General features: G+C 68.0%; 14 protein-coding genes. 6 read left to right on the top strand and 8 right to left on the bottom strand.

Features of this window, described 5'->3' with window-relative positions; genetic code table 11:
• The first annotated feature begins 32 nt into the window (after positions 1–32).
• On the top strand, positions 33–1,523 hold the full coding sequence (gene crtI, locus IPM49_00880; GenBank protein MBK9273079.1) for a phytoene desaturase: 1,491 nt from the start codon (positions 33–35) through the stop codon (positions 1,521–1,523).
• 4 nt (positions 1,524–1,527) lie between these two features.
• On the opposite strand, the gene IPM49_00875 is transcribed toward crtI, so the two are convergent.
• From IPM49_00875 to IPM49_00865, 3 genes are all read right to left on the bottom strand, one after another.
• On the bottom strand, positions 1,528–2,871 hold the full coding sequence (locus IPM49_00875; GenBank protein ID MBK9273078.1) for a DoxX family membrane protein: 1,344 nt from the start codon (positions 2,869–2,871) through the stop codon (positions 1,528–1,530).
• 99 nt (positions 2,872–2,970) lie between these two features.
• Positions 2,971–3,513 (bottom strand): DUF1599 domain-containing protein, encoded by a 543-nt coding sequence (locus IPM49_00870; protein ID MBK9273077.1) that lies wholly within the window; start codon positions 3,511–3,513, stop codon positions 2,971–2,973.
• 15 nt (positions 3,514–3,528) lie between these two features.
• Complete coding sequence (locus tag IPM49_00865; GenBank protein ID MBK9273076.1) at positions 3,529–4,791, bottom strand: tetratricopeptide repeat protein; 1,263 nt, start codon at positions 4,789–4,791, stop codon at positions 3,529–3,531.
• Positions 4,792–4,833: 42 nt separating this feature from the next.
• Here IPM49_00865 and folP point away from each other — a divergent pair, with 42 nt between their 5' ends.
• A complete protein-coding gene (folP, locus tag IPM49_00860; protein MBK9273075.1) occupies positions 4,834–5,679 on the top strand; it encodes a dihydropteroate synthase in 846 nt (281 codons plus the stop codon).
• Between the two features lie 49 nt (positions 5,680–5,728).
• Here the strand turns inward: folP and IPM49_00855 are convergent, their stop codons facing one another.
• The gene (locus IPM49_00855; protein MBK9273074.1) at positions 5,729–6,166 is read right to left on the bottom strand and encodes a MarR family transcriptional regulator; all 438 of its coding nucleotides are present in this window, start codon (positions 6,164–6,166) and stop codon (positions 5,729–5,731) included.
• A 551-nt stretch (positions 6,167–6,717) separates the two neighbouring features.
• Complete coding sequence (locus IPM49_00850; GenBank protein ID MBK9273073.1) at positions 6,718–7,341, bottom strand: hypothetical protein; 624 nt, start codon at positions 7,339–7,341, stop codon at positions 6,718–6,720.
• Between the two features lie 68 nt (positions 7,342–7,409).
• On the opposite strand from IPM49_00850, the gene IPM49_00845 reads away from it, so the two are divergent.
• Together IPM49_00845 and IPM49_00840 are read left to right on the top strand one after the other, a co-directional pair.
• Positions 7,410–7,763 carry a hypothetical protein gene (locus IPM49_00845; protein MBK9273072.1) on the top strand — a complete coding sequence of 118 codons (354 nt, stop codon included), beginning with the start codon at positions 7,410–7,412 and terminating at the stop codon, positions 7,761–7,763.
• 32 nt (positions 7,764–7,795) lie between these two features.
• Positions 7,796–8,893, top strand: a complete 1,098-nt coding sequence (locus tag IPM49_00840; GenBank protein ID MBK9273071.1) for an adenylate/guanylate cyclase domain-containing protein — start codon at positions 7,796–7,798, stop codon at positions 8,891–8,893.
• On the opposite strand, the gene IPM49_00835 is transcribed toward IPM49_00840, so the two are convergent.
• Together IPM49_00835 and IPM49_00830 are read right to left on the bottom strand one after the other, a co-directional pair.
• On the bottom strand, positions 8,887–10,026 hold the full coding sequence (locus IPM49_00835; GenBank protein ID MBK9273070.1) for a hypothetical protein: 1,140 nt from the start codon (positions 10,024–10,026) through the stop codon (positions 8,887–8,889). The two genes, IPM49_00840 and IPM49_00835, sit on opposite strands and share 7 nt — an antisense overlap.
• Positions 10,023–11,060, bottom strand: coding sequence for an adenylate/guanylate cyclase domain-containing protein (locus IPM49_00830; protein ID MBK9273069.1), 1,038 nt, complete (start codon positions 11,058–11,060; stop codon positions 10,023–10,025). Before IPM49_00830 ends, IPM49_00835 begins: the two co-directional genes overlap by 4 nt.
• 56 nt (positions 11,061–11,116) lie before the next feature.
• Between IPM49_00830 and IPM49_00825 the strand changes: the two genes are divergently transcribed.
• A complete protein-coding gene (locus IPM49_00825) occupies positions 11,117–11,776 on the top strand; it encodes a hypothetical protein (GenBank protein ID MBK9273068.1) in 660 nt (219 codons plus the stop codon).
• Positions 11,777–11,850: 74 nt separating this feature from the next.
• Entirely contained in the window at positions 11,851–18,699 is a 6,849-nt protein-coding gene (locus IPM49_00820) for a gliding motility-associated C-terminal domain-containing protein (protein MBK9273067.1), read from the top strand.
• On the opposite strand, the gene IPM49_00815 is transcribed toward IPM49_00820, so the two are convergent.
• A complete protein-coding gene (locus IPM49_00815; GenBank protein MBK9273066.1) occupies positions 18,688–20,829 on the bottom strand; it encodes a WG repeat-containing protein in 2,142 nt (713 codons plus the stop codon). The genes IPM49_00820 and IPM49_00815 overlap by 12 nt on opposite strands.
• Between the last annotated feature and the right edge of the window lie 49 nt (positions 20,830–20,878).

Raw genomic sequence — 20,878 nt, 5'->3', positions numbered from 1 at the left:
GCGATCCCGAACTTCGGCCCCGCTCCGCCCCCATGCCCCCATCGACCGACCGCCGCTGCGCCGTGATCGGCGCCGGTGTTGCCGGCCTGGCCGTCGCCATCCGCCTGGCCCATGCGGGATGGAAGGTCACTGTGCTTGAACGCGGCCCGATGGCCGGCGGCAAGATGGGCGAGCTCCGTCTGGACGGCCACCGGTTCGACCGCGGGCCCACGGTGCTCACCGTACCACACCACATCGACGCGCTCTTCACCCTGTGTGGCGAAGATCCCCGGGAACACTGGCGCTACCAGCGCCTCGACCCCGGCTTCCACTACCACTTCGAGGACGGCACCGTGGTGCGCACCTGGGCCGATCGGAACGCCCTGGCCGATGAGTTCGCCGCCCACACCGGGACCGAGCGCGATCGGATGATCCGCTTTCTCGATCGCTCGCAGGAGAAGCTGGAGATCACGCAGAAGGTCTTTCTGGAGCGGTCGCTGCACGTGCCGGGTAACTACCTGAACGCGTCCACGCTCTCCGGCCTGCTGCGGTTCGGGCGCATCGAGCCGCTCACCAGCATGGCCCGGAGCAACGCCGCGCTGCTGCGCGCCCCGAAGGCGGCCGCCATCCTCAACCAGTTCGCCAGCTACAACGGGGCCAACCCCTACCAGGCGCCTGCGACCCTCAACCTCATCTCCTACTTCGAGCTGGCCCTGGGCTCCTTCCATGCGGAGGGCGGCATGTACGCGGTGGCCCGGGCGCTGGAAGGCCTCGCCCGCCGGCAGGGTGTGCGTTTCCACTTCGACACGCCGGTGGAGCGCATCGTGGTGGAGGGCGGACGCGCCTGTGGCGTGGAGGTCAACGGCGTCATGGAGCGCTACGATGCGGTGGTGAGCAATGCCGATGTACTGCGGACCTGGAGAACGCTGCTGAAGGACCAGCGGGCGCCGCGTACATCTCTCGCCCAGCCGCGCTCGAGCTCGGTCATCGTGTTCCACTGGGGCATGGGCCGCAGCCATGCGACGCTCGGGCCGCACAACATGTTCATGAGCGGGGATGCCCGCCAGGAGTACGACCGCATCTTCCGCGACCGGACCATGCACGACGACCCGTCCGTGTACGTCCACATCAGCAGCAAGCTGAACCCGCAGGACGCTCCGGCCGGGCATGAGAACTGGTTCACGATGGTGAGCGCGCCCAACAACAGCGGACAGGATTGGGACACCCTGGTGGGGCGCACGAGGGAGAACGTGCAGGCCAAGCTGTCGCGCATGCTCGGCACGGACATCGCCTCGGCGATCACCTGTGAGGCCGTGACCGACCCCCGCACGATCGAGGCCCTGACCGACAGCCCGCAGGGGGCGATCTACGGGAACAGCGTGAACGGCATCCTCGCGACCCTGCTGCGCCATCCGAACTTCACCCGCCGCATCGCGAACCTCTTCTTCTGCGGGGGCAGTGCGCATCCGGGCGCCAGCATCCCGCTCTGCCTGTTCAGCGCGCGGATCACCGCGGACCTTGTGCAGCAGCGATTCCGCCCCTGATCGATCAGGGCAGCTGCGCCTTCGCCTCCTCCAGGCTGGGCGTGTCGCGACAGGACCACTGCCCGCGCACGGTGCCCTGCTGGAGCAGCACGACACCGGGATTGCTGCGAACGACCGTCTTCACGGTCTTCTCGTCGCACTGCAGGAAGTCGAACGGCGTCTGATGGGTGTGGCGGAAGTCCTCGATCCGCTCGAACGGACTTGCGGACACGCCATAGACATACCAGCCGGCGTTGAAGGCCGCCTGGGCGAGGCTGTTGATCTCAGGCATGCAGCCGGGGTCCGCCTTCTCCACGTTGTAGATCATCACCAGCAGCACGGGCGTCGGGTCACCGAGCACGTCCGCGGTGATGTCGTTGCCATCGCGGTCGGTGAGCCCGAAATCCTGCACGGGGCTCTCCACTCCGGCCTTCAGCACCTCCACCCGCCGGTCGACGTACACCCAGGTGCTGTCGTCCCAGGGATAGGCGCCGCGCGTGTCGAACTCCTTGCTCTCGCCTGTCGCCTGGTTGCGATAGGTCATGTAGATGACCTGCTCGGGCGCCTGGCCCATCGTCTTCTGTTCGCTGATGCTCTTCCCCGTGGCGTAAGGGCGGTAGTCGATCCACGGGAGGTGCGCATAGCACCACCAGATGAAGACCGCACCCAGCATGGAGACCCACCCGGCCGTGGTCCATTCGGCGCGCGCACCCTGCGTGTACCGCTTCACCATCAGATACCCCAGAAGGCCCACGATGGTGAACGCGAGGTAGAAGAAGGATCCGAAGACCCAGCTCCAGACGGCCACGCCGATGAGCCCACCGGGCAGCAACACCTTGTCATCGGCGGCCGAGTTGAAGGGGATGCCCGGACGGCGGACCGCGGCGAAGAAGATGGGCAGTACGAGGACCAACAGGATCACATCCTTGGTGAAGCTCTCCCACGGGGTGAGGCTCCGGCCGATGGAGCCTTTCATCGCATCCCCGAAGCACCCGCAATCGGTGACGCAGGTGACGCCGCGCTCTTCGGACACCCCGTTCACGAGCACGGTGTAGGTGCCGTTGGGGTCGCAGGTGGCGGTGTAGGCTGTGAGCCAGCCGAAGAAGAGCGTGAGCAGCACGAGGGCCCAGGTGGCCAGCTTCATGCGCCCCCCCACCAGCACTGCAAAGCCCAGCACGATCTCGCCCAGGCAGGCCAGGATCGCCAGCGCGAGGGCCCACGGCTCCAGCCAGGGCATGTTGAGCGCGCTCTCGGCGAAATACTCCTGCAGCTTGTAGCTGAAGCCGAGCGGGTCGTTGGCCTTCACCAGGCCGGAGACGATGAATGTGGCGCCGACAAGGATGCGGCAGAGGAGGATCAGGATGCGCATGGTCACCGAGCTGCTCCGCATGGGGCGGTGGCGGGGCGCAAGTTAGTGGGGGTGCGGTCCGTGACCGGGACGTTCACACTTCGTTAACGGACCACGGGGTCAAGCCCCCTCATCGAGGCGGATCATCGCGAAGACGCCGTAGTTGATGATGTCCAGGAAGTTGGCATCGATGCCTTCGCTGACGAGGGTGGCCCCGGCGTTGTCCTCGATCTGCTTGATGCGCAAGAGCTTCATCAGGATGAGGTCCACCAGCGAACTGACGCGCATGCTCCGCCAGGCCTCGCCGTAGTCGTGGTTCTTGCGTTGCATGAGGTCGCGCGCCTGCTGGATGGCAGCCTGCACACGGGCCGTGGCCGTGGCCGCATCCAGGTCCGGCACATCCACCACGCCATGTTCCAACTGCACCAAGGCCATGGCCGCGTAGTTGATGATGCCGATGAGCTCCGGTCGCACGCCTTCCCCCACCTTGCTCTCCCCCACCGTCTGCAAGGTGCGGATGCGTTGCGCCTTGATCATGATCTGGTCGGTGAGGGAGGGGACGCGGAGCACCCGCCAGGCCGTGCCATAGTCCTGCGCCTTTCGGGTGAACAGGGCCATGCACTCGCCGATGACGGCATCGTACTGGGACAGGGTGCGTTCCATGCGGCGGCGAAGGTATCAGGCCTGTGCGGAGCGCCTGCGCCACCACCAGATGCCCAGGCCGACCGCGCCAAGCCCGGCGGCAAGCCAAAGCCAGCGGTCCCTGGAGCCCGTGCCCGTTCCCGGGTCGCCGGACGCGGCGAGCGCGCGTTGCACGCTGTCCGCCACCATGCTCTTTCGGAACTCGACGCGGGCGAGGATCGCCCGCGCCTCCTGGCGCTGAAGGCTGTCGTTGAGGACGGCCCTTCGCGCGACGTTGCGATCGACGCAGTCGCGATCGCCGGTCCGTTCACAGGCCTTCACCAGGCACGCGCACGCCTTCTCCTCCACCGTACGCAATTGCAGGTCCGCCGCGGACATCGCCGCCCTGGTGCAGTGGTCAATGGCCTCCTTCGGACGACCCTGCTCCAAGGCGAGCAAGCCCAGACTGACCAAGGCCTGGGCCAATCCCGGCTCGTCGCCCAGCGAATCGCGCAAACTGATGCTGGCCGATATCCAGTGGGACGCGCTATCCATCCGCCCAAGGAGCCGATGGACCTCACCGATGTCGTGCTGCATCAGCGCCTTGCCCGCGCGATCGTTCATCAACACCCGGTATCGCAGGCTCAGGGAATAGAGCGCGAGCGCGCCCCGAAGGTCGCCCCGGTCCTGGGCAAGAAGGCCGAGGTTGCCATAGGCACCGGCCATGCCGGAGCGTTCCTCCGCGGCCTCCGCCGACCTCAGCACCTGTTCGAGCAACCGACGCGCCGAGGCCGTATCGCCCATTTCGCGATGGATGCCACTGAGGTTGCTCGCCGTGATGGCCTTTCCGCGTGCATCGCCTAACGCCTCGAAGACCGGCACACACTGTTCGTAGTGCCCCAGGGCGCGGACCAGATCACCCTGTTGATGGAACACCGCACCGAGGTTGCTGTGCGCTCCGGCCACGCCACGTCGATCGTCCAGTTGCTCATACAGCGCCAGCATCTCGCGATAGGCCACCACCGCAGGGTAGAAGTTGCCCATCAGCACGTAGGCCATGCCCTTGAAGTTGAGCGCGAACGCCTGGCGTCCGCGATCACCGGCGCGCGTGGCGGTCTCGTGCAGATCCATGGACAGGCGCAATGCGCTGTCCGGGTCCTGGTAGATCAAGGTGCGGAGCGCTTCACCGGCGGCGTGCATGCGCACCGTGTCCGGACGGGCCTCATCCCTCCAGATCCGGAGCAGGCTGTCCTGTTGGGCGATCAGCGGGCCGGAGGCCGAGAGCAGGACGGCAAGGAGCGGCCCACGTGGAAGCACCATGCCGCGAAGGTCGCGGATCCCCGGCCGACCGATCTTCGCCGCATGATCCCGCCCCCCATCCGCTGGCGCGTTCGCGGGCAGCTGATGCACCTGCCCTCGCCCTGCGTCATGGGCATTCTGAACGCGACACCCGATTCGTTCCACACAGGCAGCCGGGTGGATCGGGGGTCGGCCCTGCACCTCGCCGAACGGATGCTGAAGGAGGGCGCCTCCATCCTGGACATCGGCGGGGCCAGTTCGAGGCCGGGAAGCAGCCTTCTTCCGTTGGACGAGGAGATGCGTCGCGTCCTGCCGGTGATCGAAGCCGTGCGCAAGCGGTTCCCGGAAGCCCTGCTGAGCGTGGACACCTGGCGGGCCGAGGTGGCCGAGGCCGCCGTCCATGCCGGGGCCTGCCTGGTGAACGACATCAGCGGTGGAACGCTCGACCCCGCGATGCTGTCCACCGTGGCCGACCTCCACGTGCCCTATGTGGCGATGCACATGCAGGGCACACCGGCCACGATGCAGGTCGAACCCACCTACGCGGACGTGGCCGGGGAAGTGACGCGCTTCCTGAGCGGTCGGCTCACGGCCTGCAGGGAGGCCCGCATCCCCGATGTGGTGATCGATCCCGGGTTCGGCTTCGGCAAAACGACCGACCACAACTACACGCTGCTCCGCGAACTGCCTCGGCTCGCGGCGCTGGGTGCACCCGTTCTGGTGGGCGTTTCGCGCAAGCGCATGATCAACGAGGTGTTGGGCACCTCCGCCGCCGACGCCCGGAACGGCACCACCGCGCTGAACACCCTCGCCCTGCTCGGCGGAGCGGCCATCCTGCGCGTGCACGATGTGCGGGAAGCCCTCGAGGTGGTGAAGCTTGTGGGGCGGTTCCAGGAAGAGGCCCGATGAACCGGACCGGGCCGTCCGACCGACCCCTAATACGACCGCACGGAATTCACTACGCTTCGACCTCCGACAGTTTCACCTGGGCTTGGTTGATGATGGTGCACAGGTGCTTCACCTCCCCCTCCCCCACGAGCGCCTGGTAGGCCAGCTGCACCTTCTTCCACGCGGCCTTGGCATCCGCCTCAAGACGCTCGCCACGACCAGTGAGGAAGACCCGCACCGTGCGACCAAAGACCTCGCGTTGAACGAGGCCCTTGGAGACCATCTTGTCGAGGGTCTTGGTCACGGTGGACTGATCCAGGACGAGCAGGACGGCGAGGTCGCTGACGGAGATCCCCGGCGCGGAGCGTACGCCGATCAGGATGAACCCTTGGGTCGGACTGAGCTCCACAGCGCCGAAGTGTTCGCGCGCGGAGCGGTCCAAGGTGCGGGCCAACGCGGCGGAGGTGAAGAACAGGCAGGAGGTGAACGGGGAGCGAGGGGTCGGCATGGTCCGAAAGTAACACATGTATGGCCATACATATATCCACGCCTGCAGATCCGCCCAGAGCTGCCGATCCAGATCGCTCACCACCAGCATCTTGCGCGAAGGCGGGCACAGGGTGATCCGTGTTCTGGCCCGGAATGCATGTATGGCCATACATGGTTCCAAGGTGACCAGCGGTTTGGCGAACGCGAGTGCTTCTTTGCGCTGCTGGACAGGTTAAGCGCACTTCAACCCCTCCGATCGCTCGTGGCGGGACAGCACCCGAAGCATGTATGGCCATACATACTTCTGGTGGCCAGAGGTTGCAGCGCACTGCACGATCATATCGACCTCAGCGACTTAGCCGAACGAACACCTGGTCTACCTGATGATCGAGACCCCGCCGATTCATGAACCCTAAGGCCAGACCCTGGACCCCGGACCATGGCACCGGACCAACCGACCAAAGGTACTGATCCCCAACCCGTTCCGCTGCCCGGCGACCGTCCCTCCGGCTAACCATCATCACACGTATGTATGGCCATACATACGTGTGCGCCCACATCCAGCCCCCCTCACAACCGATCCACCGCAGGCCTCCGCCGCTCGGCCGGCCGGTACTTGCGCACAAGCTTTTCATAGGCATCCATCGCCTCGGCCACCTGGGGCCTTATCCGCTCGGTGTACTCCACGTTCCAGCTCAGGTTTCGCACCGAGTGTTTGTACAGGGCCTCGCCCAGGGGCAGGTCGAACACCTGGTAGTCGCCCCCCTCGATCCACTGGATCATGGTCATCTGGACATCCATCTCATAGAACGGTACATCGGGGAACACCGGGATCTCGCGCGCGTCGATGCGCACATGCTTCGTCACCAGGTCCTTGCGTGAGAACCACACCGTGTAGATGGCACCGCGGTCGAGCAGGAACTCGTAGGTCCCGTTGCTCCGGGTGACCGTTTCATCCAGCGGCACGCTGTCCCGAAGCACGCGCACCAGCACCCCTTTCTCCGGATCGCCGGTGAAATACTCCGTGACCAGGCCGTACAGCCGGATATAGAAGCGCTCGCGCTGCGCCTGCGCCGCGAGGCCGGTCAGGAGCATCACCAGCAGCATCATGGACCGCAGGCGGCGCGCCGTCAGGTTGGGCAGGTGCCCAGGCTCCCAGGTTCCGCGCTCCGCGGTGCGACCTCCCCGTTCCACGGCCCGAAAGGTATCTGCCGTCTGCCTTCCTTCCACGAGCTTTGCCGCCTGTTGAAAAGCCCTGCGCCATGGCCCGACCACTGCTCGATGTCCGCTCGGGCGAGAACTTCCACATCGTCCTCTGGTTGGTGAAGGACATGTGCTGGGCCATGGACCTCGCCCTGCCCGCCACCGCCATGGTCGCACCGACCATCGCCGTCGCCATTTTCATCGCCTGGAAGCACCGGCACGAGGCCTACGAACGCGCGCACGCCCTGGCGACCGTGTTCTGGATCGGTGCCAACAGCACGTGGATGGTGGGCGAGTTTTTTTTCGGGGACCGGCTGCGGACGCACGCCATCGCCCTGTTCGCCGTGGGCATGTGCTGCGTGCTGTGGTACTACCTGTTCGAGCGCCCCCGCGAGCGTCGCTCCGCCGCGTGAGGCCCCTCCGCCCCGGTCTACCTTTGCCCCGCATGCCCAGGTCCACCAACACCATCGGCCGCACCGCACTGCGCAGCCGGCGTGTGCTGCGCATCACCGCGGCGTGGATCGCGGTGGGGGTCGTGGCGGCCTTTGTGGAGACGGCCGTCCTGCGGGAATACGGGGTGCCAGCCGGCGTCTCCGAAGAGCTCGGCCAGCATGTGTGGCGGGCACTGCTCGGCGGACTGCTCGGAGGCGGGATCTACATCTTCCTGCTGCGCGACCGCCTGCGGCACCTGGCCTACCTCCCCGCCGTCGGCATCATGGCCCTGCTGGTGTTCATCGCCCTGGCCGGCGTCCGCACCGCGTGGAACGCGCTCGCCGATCCGCCCCGGCCCAGCGACATCCTCTCCCTTGCATTCCTGGGGCAATACCTCTACTGGACGCTGCTCATGGCCGCCACCATGCTGGCCGTGCGCCTCACCGACCAGTATGGCAGCGGTGCCTTCAACTACCTCGCCGGGCGCTACGACAAGCCCCACCAGGAACTGCGGATCTTCATGTTCCTCGATATGCGGAGCAGCACGGCCATCGCCGAGAAGCTGGGCCATGTCCGCTACTTCGAACTGCTCAACGACGTGTATGCGGACATCACCGACCCGCTCGTGTACACCGGCGGCGAGGTGTACCAGTACGTGGGCGACGAGGTGAGCGTGAGCTGGCCGCTCCGCAAGGGGCTGAAGGACCACCGCTGCATCCGTTGTTTCTTCGGCATCCAGCGCAAGCTCGCCGAACGCGCCGACCACTACCGCCAGCGCTTCGGCCTGGTGCCCCAGTTCAAGGCCGGGTTCCATTACGGGGAGGTCACCACCGGCGAGGTGGGCCTGGTGAAGAAGGAGCGCATCTTCAGCGGTGATGTGGTGAACACCGCCGCCCGTATCCAGAACAGCTGCAACACCTACGGTGTGGAGATCCTCCTCAGCAAGGACCTCCTGGATGTGCTTCGCCTGCCCGAGAACATGTACGAGGCCCGCCCCATCGGCGAGATCACCCTGCGCGGCAAGCGGGAGGAGGTGAGCCTGTGGACCTTGACGCGCATCGAACAGGCGTCCGGGACCAGGCGGCTCGCGGCGAATGCGCAGGCTCAGTAGCGCGTGTAGGCCTCTCCGCGCCACCACACCCTCACCCCGCCGTCATCGCCGGTGAACACCACCGTGTCCCCGTACACCTCGAAGCGGGCGATGCCGGCCTCCCGGCTCACCGCCGTGCGCTCACCGCGTGCATAGCGACGCACCTCGCGGTTGAGGTCCAGGTAGGTGAGCGCGCCGCCCTGCGCCACCCACTGCTCCGGCACGTAGCGCTCCACCACCTGCAGCGCGCCGTCGTGGAACACCTTCAAGGCACCCGCATCCACCACCACCAGCAGGCTGTCCCGCACCATCCACGCCGTGGGGGCATGGTCCAGCAGCGCGTGCACCCGCCCCCCGCTCCAGCACTTGAACGCACCGCCACCGCTCACATAGGCCAGCAGGCCATCCCCCGCCTGCATGGCCTGTGGCACGAGCGGCTCCAAGGTGGTGATGCGGCCCTTGTCCCACAGCTGCAGGCTGCGCGACAGGTCGTCACTGAACCCGATGAGGTCGCCGCCCGCGGCCACCCGCACAGCATCGGTGCTGTCCACCAAGGGTTCCAACACGCCGCGATGGAACCGGTAGGCGGTGCGCGCCGCGCGATCGAAGAGCACGGCCGTGTTGGAGCCCACCCAGGCCTCCGGCACATCCAGCGTGTCCGGGAGACCGGCCAAGGGGAAGCTGCGCCCCTTCCAGTGCACGTTCACCGTGGCGTCCGTGCGGTCGTGGAACAGCACCAGGCTGTCGCGCACGATGAACCGGCCCACCGCCCCGCACAGTTCACGCGGCCGCGTGGGCTCCGCCAGCTTCAGCGCTGCACCGCGGGTGTAGGCGATGGTGCGGCCGGCGGACCGCAACGCCTCGGGCGCAGCGGACTCAAGCCCATGGACACTGCCGTTCTGCACGAGCTTCAGTTCGCCCGCCCGGGTCACGTACGCCAGCTTGTCCTCCGCCACCACAAGGTCCTTGGGCGCCTCGGTCGCCAGGTCATGGAAACGGCCCTGGTCGAACAGCACGAACCGGCCCGAGGGTGTCACGATCGGCGCCACCCCCTGGGCCACGGAGACCACCGGCAGCAGCGCCGCCAGCAGCAGGCCGGTGACGAGGGAGCGCGTCCGCGCGCATGCACCGGTGCGAGCGATGGGCGTGGTCATGCCTTGCGGATCCGGGACACGGCATGCACGTGCACCTCGCGGCGGCGGCCCTTCACCGGCACCACCTGCAGCGGACCGATCGTGAAGCGCTGGTCCACACCCTCGAGGCGGCTGAGCAGCTCGGCGCTCACCAGCAGGCCCGCGTTGAGGTCCTTGCACAGGCCGAGCATCCGGCTCACGGCGTTCATCACGTCGCCGCTGAACTCGATCGCCCGTTTGATGTGGCCGATCTGCGCACTGATCACCCGCCCGCCATGCACCGCGGCCCGGTACCGCGGCACCACACCGAATTCACGCTCCAGCTCCTCGGCGTGCGTGCGGATGCGCTCCTCGATGTCGAAGAAGAGGTCCAGGCAGTTCAAGCCCCGCGTGCCCACATGCATCGGCCAGGTGAAGATGACCTCGTCGCCGATGTACTTGTGGATCTCCGCTTCATTGCGCAGCACCGCATCGGTCATCAACGAGTAGGTCCGGTTCAGCAGCCGGAAGTACTTCAGGTCGCCCAGCTTCTCCGCCAGGGCCGTGCTGCCCGCCAGGTCGATGCTGAGCATGATGCGCTCCTCGCGCTTGGGCCGCTCATACCGGCCGAGCAGGAAACCCAGGAACATCCTGCGACCCATGAGCTCCTCCACCTGTACCACCAGGATGGCCAATGAGGTCACCACCACCACCTGCACCACCAGCTGCAGGAACTGGTTGGTCCACAGCAGCTGGCCCATGTGGCCCATCTCCGCCGTGCCGCCGGGCAGGTCGGCCTGGCGGTCGAAGGCCCAGCCCACGGCCAGCAACCCGATGGTGAGCAGGTTCACCGCCAGCACCTTGCCCAGGAACTGCAGCGGCACCACCAGGCTGCGGAACCGGCGCCCGAACAGGAACTCCTCCAACACCCCCGTCCACAACCCGAGCAGGAACCACGCGCCCAGATAATCCGGCCACGCCCGCCCGCTGAAGAGGTTCAGCACCCAGGCCACGCCCAGGCTCACCAGCGCATACTTGAGGAGCTTGCGCAGCTTGTACCGGGTGATGCTGGTCACGGCGTGGGGAACGGGGGCGCGAAAGTACGGCGCCGCACATGCGGCATCTTTGCCGCATGACCGATGCCCTGTGGCGGCTGCTCAGCCTGTTCTGGCCTGTGCGTGTGGCCCGCTGGCAGGGCCGCTATCAACCCCTGGAGCTCACCTACGAGCTGGGCCGGCCCGTGGTGAACAGCCTCCATGCCAACCAGAGCTGGGGCAGCCTCCACCGCCTGTGGCAGCAGGTCCTCCCCCAGGTGCTGCCACCCGGGCCGGGACCGGACAGGGCCCTGGTGCTCGGTTTCGGTGCGGGCAGCGTGGCCAGCATCCTGCACCGTGAGCTGCACCGCCAGGTCCGCATCGTCGGCGTCGAAGGCGAGCCCCTGATGCTCCAGCTCGCCGACCGGCAGCACCGGCCGTTCGACCGCGCCCTGGTCAGCGTTCATGGGGCCGATGCCTTCGCCTGGGCCAGGGCCTGCACGGACGCGCCCTACCCCTTGGTGGTGGTGGACCTCTTCGTGGAGCTCGACGTCCCGGAAGCCGCCGCCGAAGAACCCTTTCTGGACGACCTGCGTCGACTGACCGCAGCGGACGGACTCCTTGTCGTGAACACCATCCCGCACGACGAAATGACACGGGACCGCAGCGAACGGATCGCCTCCGGAATGCGTCTACGGTTCGAGCGCGTCCAGGAGCTGGCCTTGGAGGGGGTGAACCGGGTGTTCATCGCCCGGTGAATAGCTTCAGACGCGCTTCACGTGGAGTTCCACCGGATGGTCCGAAATTTGACCAAGCGCGCGACCTGAGCCCCATGCGCACCCACACCGCCCTGGCGACGCTGGCCGTCGCCTGGATGGTCCATGCCCCGGCGTGGGCCCAGCCCACCTGTTCCATCTCCCTGGGACCGGACGCCACGCTCTGTGCCGGACAGACCGCCTCCTTCACCCTGCCCGCCGGATACCCCACCTACCTCTGGAGCACCGGCTCCAGTGGCCAGAGCCTCACCACCGGCATCGCAGGCACCTATTGGGGACAGGTGAGCTACCCCTCGGGCAACCGCGTGGCCAACGGCGATTTCAACAACGGGAATGCCGGCTTCTGGTCCCAGTTCGTCAACAACACGGACCTGCAGGGCGAAGGACGCTACTTCATCGGGACGAACGCCAACAACCACCATCCCCAGTTGCAGGGCACCGGCAACGGCAACTTCATGATGGTTAACGCGGGCTTTCCGCAGCAGTATTGGTATTTCTGGAGCCAGGGCGTGACGGTGTGCCCCGGTCAGACCTACACCTTCAGTTTCCGGATGATGAACCTGGCCACCCAGGGACCGGCCACCGTGGAACTGATCACGGATTGGTCCGCCTCGGTGGCCCAGTGGACCGCCCCCGCCGCACAGGCCGTGTGGAACACCTACACCACCACCGTCACCACCGGGCCGAACCAGACCGCCCTCGACCTCGGCCTGCGCGTGATCAGCAACTGGGCGGTGGGGAACGACTTCGGCATCGACGACATCAGCCTCAGCGGCACGGTGAACCTGCGCGATACCGTGGTGCTGTTCGTGAACCCGCTGCCGGTGGTCAACCTGGGCCCGGACCTCACCTTCTGCGCCGGTGACCAAGTGACCCTCGATGCCACCACGCCCGGCGCCACCTACCTCTGGGACAACGGCAGCACCGCCGCCACCCGCACGGTGAGCGCCGCCGGCACCTACAGCGTGGACGTCACCGTGAACGGATGCACGGGAAGCGATGCGGTCGATGTGCTGGTGAACCCGCTGCCGGTCGTGAACCTGGGCCCGGACGTGACACTCTGCGCCGGTGATCAGGTCATCCTGGATGCCACCACAGCCGGCGCCACCTACCTCTGGGACGATGGCAGCACCGCTTCCACCCGCACGGTGAACGCCACAGGCACCTATAGCGTGGACGTCACCGTGAACGGATGCACCGCCAGCGATGCGGTGGACGTGCTGGTGAACCCGCTGCCCGTGGTCAACCTCGGCCCGGACCTCACCCTCTGCGCTGGCGACCAAGTGACCCTCGATGCCACCACGCCCGGCGCCACCTACCTCTGGGACAACGGCAGCACCGCCGCCACCCGCACCGTGAGCGCCGCCGGCACCTACAGCGTGGACGTCACCGTGAACGGATGCACGGGAAGCGATGCGGTCGATGTGCTCGTGAACCCGCTGCCCGTGGTCAACCTCGGCCCGGACCTCACCCTCTGCGCGGGCGACCAAGTGACCCTCGATGCCACCACACCCGGCGCCACTTACCTGTGGGATGATGGCAGCACCGCCGCCACCCGCACCGTGAACGCCACAGGTACCTACAGCGTGGACGTGACCGTGAACGGATGCACCGCCAGCGATGCGGTGGATGTGCTGGTGAATACGCTGCCCGTGGTCAACCTCGGCCCGGATGTGACGCTGTGCGCCGGTGACCAAGTGACCCTCGATGCCACCACGCCCGGCGCCACCTACCTGTGGGACGATGGCAGCACCGCCGCCACCCGCACCGTGAGCGCCGCCGGCACCTACAGCGTGGACGTGACCGTGAACGGATGCACCGCCAGTGATGCGGTCGATGTGCTCGTGAACCTGGTCCCGGTCGTCAACCTCGGCCCGGATGTCACCCTCTGCGCGGGCGACCAGATCACCCTGGATGCCACCACGCCAGGCGCCACCTACCTCTGGGACGATGGCAGCACCGCCGCCACCCGCACGGTGAACGCCAGCGGCACCAACAGCGTGGACGTCACCGTGAACGGATGCACCGCCAGCGATGCGGTGGATGTGCTCGTGAACCCGCTGCCCGTGGTCAACCTCGGCCCGGATCTCACCCTCTGCGCCGGCGATCAGGTGACCTTCGACGCCACCACGCCCGGCGCCACCTACCTCTGGGACAACGGCAGCACCGCCGCCTCCCGCACCGTGAGCGCCGCCGGCACCTACAGCGTGGACGTCACCGTGAACGGATGCACCGCCAGCGATGCGGTGGATGTGCTCGTGAACCCGGTCCCGGTCGTGAACCTGGGTCCGGATCTCACACTCTGCGCGGGGGGCCAGGCCATCCTCGATGCCACCACAGCGGGCGCCACCTACCTCTGGGACGATGGCAGCACCGCCGCCACCCGCACGGTGAACGCCAGCGGCACCTACAGCGTGGACGTCACCGTGAACGGATGCACCGCCAGTGATGCGGTGGATGTGCTCGTGAACCCGCTGCCCGTGGTCAACCTCGGCCCGGATGTGACGCTGTGTGCTGGCGATCAAGTGACCCTCGATGCCACCACGCCCGGCGCCACCTACCTCTGGGATAACGGCGGCACCGCCGCCACCCGCACGGTGAACGCCACAGGCACCTACAGCGTGGACGTCACCGTGAACGGATGCACCGCCAGCGATGCGGTGGATGTGCTCGTGAACCCGCTTCCGGTGGTGGACCTGGGCCCGGACCTGACGCTCTGCCCGGGGACACAGGCCGTGCTCGATGCCACCACGCCTGGCGCCACCTACCTCTGGGATGATGGCAGCACCGCCGCCACCCGCACCGTGAACGCCGCCGGTACCTACAGCGTGGACGTCACGGTGAACGGGTGCACCGCAAGCGATGTCATCACGGTGATCGTGAGCACTGCGCTCACCGTGAACCTGGGTCCGGATATCACGCTCTGCGCAGGGGACCAGGTCACCCTGGATGCCACCACGCCGGGCGCCACCTACCTCTGGGACGATGGCAGCACCGCCGCCACCCGCACGGTGAGCGCCGCCGGCACCTACAGCGTGGACGTCACCGTGAACGGATGCACCGGAAGCGATGCGATCGATGTGCTGGTGAACCCGCTGCCAGTGGTCAACCTGGGGCCGGATGTCACGGGCTGCGCCGGAGATCAGGTCATCCTTGACGCGACCACGCCGGGCGCCAGCTACCTCTGGGACAACGGCAGCACCGCCGCCACCCGCACCGTGAACGCCAGCGGCACCTACAGCGTGGATGTGACGGTGAACGGATGCACCGCCAGCGATGCGATCGATGTGCTGATGAACCCGCTGCCCGTGGTCAACCTCGGCCCGGACGTGACGCTCTGTGCGGGCGACCAAGTGACCCTCGATGCCAGCACGCCCGGCGCCACCTACCTCTGGGATAACGGCGGCACCGCCGCCACCCGCACGGTGAACGCCACAGGCACCTACAGCGTGGACGTCACCGTGAACGGATGCACCGCCAGCGATGCGGTGGATGTGCTCGTGAACCCGCTTCCGGTGGTGGACCTGGGCCCGGACCTGACGCTCTGCCCGGGGACACAGGCCGTGCTCGATGCCACCACGCCTGGCGCCACCTACCTCTGGGATGATGGCAGCACCGCCGCCACCCGCACCGTGAACGCCGCCGGTACCTACAGCGTGGACGTCACGGTGAACGGGTGCACCGCAAGCGATGCCATCACGGTGATCGTGAGCACTGCGCTCACCGTGAACCTGGGTCCGGATATCACGCTCTGCGCAGGGGACCAGGTCACCCTGGATGCCACCACGCCCGGCGCCACCTACCTCTGGGACGATGGCAGCACCGCCGCCACCCGCACGGTGAGCGCCGCCGGCACCTACAGCGTGGACGTCACCGTGAACGGATGCACCGGAAGCGATGCGATCGATGTGCTGGTGAACCCGCTGCCAGTGGTCAACCTGGGGCCGGATGTCACGGGCTGCGCCGGAGATCAGGTCATCCTTGACGCGACCACGCCGGGCGCCAGCTACCTCTGGGACAACGGCAGCACCGCCGCCACCCGCACCGTGAACGCCAGCGGCACCTACAGCGTGGATGTGACGGTGAACGGATGCACCGCCAGCGATGCGATCGATGTGCTGATGAACCCGCTGCCCGTGGTCAACCTCGGCCCGGACGTGACGCTCTGTGCGGGCGACCAAGTGACCCTCGATGCCAGCACGCCCGGCGCCACCTACCTGTGGGACGATGGCAGCACCGCCGCCACGCGCACGGTGAACGCCGCCGGCACCTACAGCGTGGATGTCACCGTGAACGGATGCACGGCCGGCGATGCGGTGGATGTGCTGGTGAACCCGCTCCCGGCGCTCAACCTCGGCCCGGACCTCATGCTTTGCCCGGGAGACCAGGTGACCCTGGATGCGACCACCGCGGGCGCCACCTACCTGTGGCACGACGGCAGCACCTCCCCCACGTTCACGGCCACGGCCGCGGGCGCGGTGAGCTGCACCATCACAGTGAACGGCTGCAGCGGTTCGGATGCGGTGCAGGTGAGCCTGAGCCCGGCACCCACCGTGGACCTCGGTCCCGACCAGAGCATCTGCGCCGGTGATCAACTGGTGCTGGACGCCACCTGCGCCGGATGCACCTACCTGTGGGACGATGGAAGCACCGGCGCCACACGGCCCGCGTCCGCGGCAGGCACCTACACGGTGACGGTCACCGCCAACGGATGCAGCGCCACGGACAGCTTCGTGCTCACCGTGGCACCGGCCCCCGTGGTGGACCTGGGGCCCGATGTCGACCTCTGCCCGGGGCTGACGACCGTGATCGATGCCACCACACCTGGCGCCACCTACCTGTGGCAGGACGGCAGCACCGGACCCACCTTCACCGCGACCGGACCCGGGGCGGTGGCCGTCACCGTGTCCATCGGCAGCTGCTCCGCGAATGACGGGCTCACCGTGAACGCCCTGGCGGCCCCGACGGTGGACCTGGGCAACGACACCACCCTCTGCCCGGGTGAGCAGCTCACCTTCGACCTCACCGGTGCGGGCGGCAGCATCGTGTGGCAGGATGGATCCACCGCATGGACCTACACCATCGCCGTGGCGGGCACGATCAGCGCCACGGTGACCGGCGCCAACGGATGCACCGCACAGGACGCGGTCGACGTGCTCGTCGCCACTCCGTCGGCCGTGGACCTCGGACCCGATGCCACCCTGTGCGCGGGAAGCACCTTGGTGCTTGATGCCACCCTGCCGGGTGCCACCTACCTCTGGAGCGATGGCAGTTCCGGCGCCACCCTGCCGGCCACCGCGAGCGGGCTCTACTGGGTGCAGGTGTCCCAGGGCGCCTGCGCGGTCAGCGACACCATCACCCTCACCTTCCTGCCCACGCCGGTGGTCGACCTGGGACCCGACCTCAGCCTGTGCGATGGCACACCGGCCGCCTTCGACGTCACCACCCCCGGTGCGAGCTACCTGTGGCAGGATGGCTCCACCGCGCCCACCTTCACCACCACCACGGCCGGGACGGTGTCCGTGACGGTCACGGTGGGGCCCTGCGCCGCCAGCGATACCGCGGTGATCACCGTGAACCCGTTGCCGACGGTGGACCTGGGACCGGACCAGAGCGTATGCGCGGGCGGCACGGCCAACCTGGATGCCACCGTTCCTGGAGCCACCTACCTGTGGCAGGACGGAAGCACCAACGCCACCTTCACGGCCACCACGACGGGGGCCTACACGGTGGTCGTCGACCTGAACGGATGCACGGCGACGGACGCCATGACCCTCACCGTGGTGCCGCTGCCCAACGTGGAGCTGGGCCTCGACACCAGCCTCTGCCTCGGCACATCGCTGGTGCTGGCGCCGTCGGTGGGCTCCGCTTCGGTGCTGTGGAGCACCGGCAGCACCCAGCCCTCCCTGACGGTGAACGCCTCCGGCACCTACTGGATCGCCGCCACCGCCAACGGCTGTTCGGCCAGCGATACCATCACGGCCACCTTCATCGACCTCAGCGCCGTGGAGCTTGGTCCCAATGTGACGCTCTGCCCGGGTGAGGAGCACACCTTCACCGTGAACATCCCGGGGGCCTCCATCACCTGGCCCGACGGAAGCTCCGCGCCCACCTGGACCACCAGCCAGGCCGGCACCGTGTCGGTGACCGTGAGCCTCGGCGGATGCACCCGGCAGGATGCCGCGCTCGTGAGCGTGGTGCCCGTGCCGCAGAACGTCCTCGGCGGCGATGCGGTCCTCTGCGCCGACGATACGCTCCTGCTCGTGGCGCCTCCGGACCTCATCGGCCTGGGCTGGTCCGCCGGCGCCACGGGCGATACGCTGCTCGCCACACAGCCCGGCATCTACACCCTGTCCGGCACCTTCCAGGGCTGTCCGTTCTCCGAGAGCGTGTCCCTGAGCACCGCACCCGATCCGTCGCTGGAACTGGGCCGCGATGTGGAGGCTTGCGAAGGCCAGCAGGTGGTGCTCGAGGCCCTCGCGTCGGGCACCGTGCTGTGGAACACCGGCGCGGAAGGGCCCTCCCTCGCGGTGAACGGACCCGGTGTCTACTGGGCCACCGTGGACGGCGCCTGTGGCAGCGTGACCGACAGTGTGCGCGTGATCCTCGGCGATTGCGGTCCCTACATCTACGTGCCCAACGCGTTCACCCCCGACAACGACGGCATGAACGATGTCTTCTCCCCGAGCGTGGAGGGCCAGCTGCTGCAGCTCACCCTGGACGTGTTCGACCGCTGGGGCGAGCGCATCGTGACGCGCGAGCTGGGCGACCTCTCGTGGGACGGCACGGTGAACGGCATGCCGGCGCCCGATGGCGTCTATCCCTGGGTGCTGCGCTACAAGGCGATGAGCCGCGACGGCGTGCGGCAGGAGCGCCTCACCGGGCACGTGACCCTACTGCGGTGAGGCCGCCACGTCGAAGCCTTCCTCCTTCCAGATCATCCGGCCGGCGGAAGGCTTGAAGTAGGCCATGCGCCCCGCCCGCTCCACGCGCACCAGATCGGCGGCGATGGGTTCGACCTTCTCGAACTCGAACGGGACCAGGACCGCCCCCTGCCCGCTCACCGCGCCGCTGCGTCCGCCCTGGAGGGCCACCAGCATGCCGTGCGCCGCATCGGACAAGGCCTCGTAGCGCGGCGGGATCACCTCGCGGCCCGTGCTGTCCACCGCGCCCCAGCGCCCGTCGACCACCACGCGCCCCAGCCCGCCCTCCAGCGGCCAGGCCTGGTCGTACTTCGCCTCGGTCACCAGCTTGTGGGCGCGATCGGCGTAGGCCCACTTCAGTTTCTTCTTCACGGGCAGGAGGCCGTGGGCGTAGCCGCCCAGATCCACGTACTGCGCCGGGATGAGGAAGCGGCCCGTGCTGTCGATCGCCCCCCGCTTACCCTTCACCTGTACTTCGGCCACGCCGTTGCGGAACTCGCCCCAGGCGATCACCCCTTCCGCCGCCTCCAGCTCCTGCGCCACCACCCACCGCCCCTGGCGGTCCACGTACCCGCACCGCTCACCGTCCACCACCAGCGCCGGGCCACCGGCGAAGCTGCCCACATGCGCGTGCACCGGCGCGAGCACCGTGTCGCCGAACGGGCCGATGAGGCCCAGTCGCCCATCGCGCCGCACGCGCGACACGCCCCGGTCGAAGCCCTCGATCCAGTCGTGCTCGAAGGGCACCACCACCTGGCCGCGGGTGTCGATGGCCCCGCTGCGTCCCGCGCGCTCCACCACCGCCAGTCCGTGGTGGAAGGTGCCCGCCAGGTCGAAGGTGAACGGGATGGCCGTGCCGCCGCGCGCATCGATGTAGCCATAGCGCCCCTCCAGCGCGGCGTACGCCAGGCCTTCGCGGTATTCGCCGACCTCCTCGTAGCGCATCGGCACCACCAGGGTTCCGGTGCGGTCCATCACCCCCACCCGGCCCGCGCGCTCCACCGTGGCCAACCCCTCGCTGAACTCCGACACGTCATCGTGCTCCACGGGGATCACCTCCTTGCCGCTCTTGTTCACCGTGCCGGTCCGTCCATCCCGCCCCACCAGCGCCTGCCCGTTCCGGAAGGGCTCCACCCATTCGTACGCTGCCTTGATCCGCTCCACGCCCTGGTCGTCGATGAAGCCCCAGGCACCGCCCCGCCGGAACGGCAGCAGCACCAGGCTGGCCACGCGGTAGTCCTCGCTCAGCTCCTGGATGAAGGGGTAGTCGGGGTTCTCCTGCAGGAAGCGCGTGATGGCCGCGGCATCCAGGTCGCGGACATAGGTGGCGTACAGCTCGCGCCAGGCGTCGGGCACGCGGTGGTTCGTCGGGTAGCTGGCGATGAACCCGCGCAGCTCGTCGCGCGTGCGCCGCGGGGTGCTCAGCGTGTAGATGGCGTCCTCGGCCTGCTTCACGTAGGGGCTTTCGCCGTGCTGCCCGATGAAGCGCACGTAGGCCGCGATGCTGCTGTCGGCGGTGGCCTCGCGGTACACGGCCTCCTCCAGCCGCCCGCGCGCCTCGTACACCTGGCGCGCGCCCGGATAGGCCTCCAGAAAGGCCTGATAGGCCGCCGCGGTGTTGCGCTCGCGCGCCTGCTGGAAGGCCAGATGGTCGCGCACGGCCCGCGCATCGGCGGCCTGCGCCGCGGTGGGGTGGCGCTCCAGGAAGCGATCGTAGCCCTCCAGCGTGTTGGCCGCCCGCGCCTGGTCCCACGCCAGCCCGTGCAGGTAGGCCCGCTGCCCGGCCAGCGCCTCCTCGTCCACCCCCAGCGGCTTGATGCGGGCCCGCGTGCGTTCGTCGCTCAGCGCATAGGCCGCCTCGGCGCGCACCAGATAGGTGTGCGCCGAATCGGGCTGGTGGAACGGGTTGTCCGCCCGGCCCGCGATCACGCTCAACCCGTACCAGGCCGCCGCCGGCTGCCGGCCCACCTGGGCCTGGAACAGCTGGCGGGCCAGGAAGTAGTTGTACACCTTGAGCGCCTCGAACGCCTTCTCCAGCTTGCCCGCCGAAGCCACCACCGCCGTCCCCAGCCCCAGCATCAGAACAAGGGCGCGCACCAACCTGTTGTCCATCGGCTTCCAAAGGTAGCCGCACCGCACGCGGACAGACCCCACCTTTGCC

The organism is Flavobacteriales bacterium (assembly GCA_016715895.1).
Taxonomy (GTDB): domain Bacteria; phylum Bacteroidota; class Bacteroidia; order Flavobacteriales_F; family PHOS-HE28; genus PHOS-HE28.
This window is presented reverse-complemented; position numbering and strand designations above follow the sequence as displayed.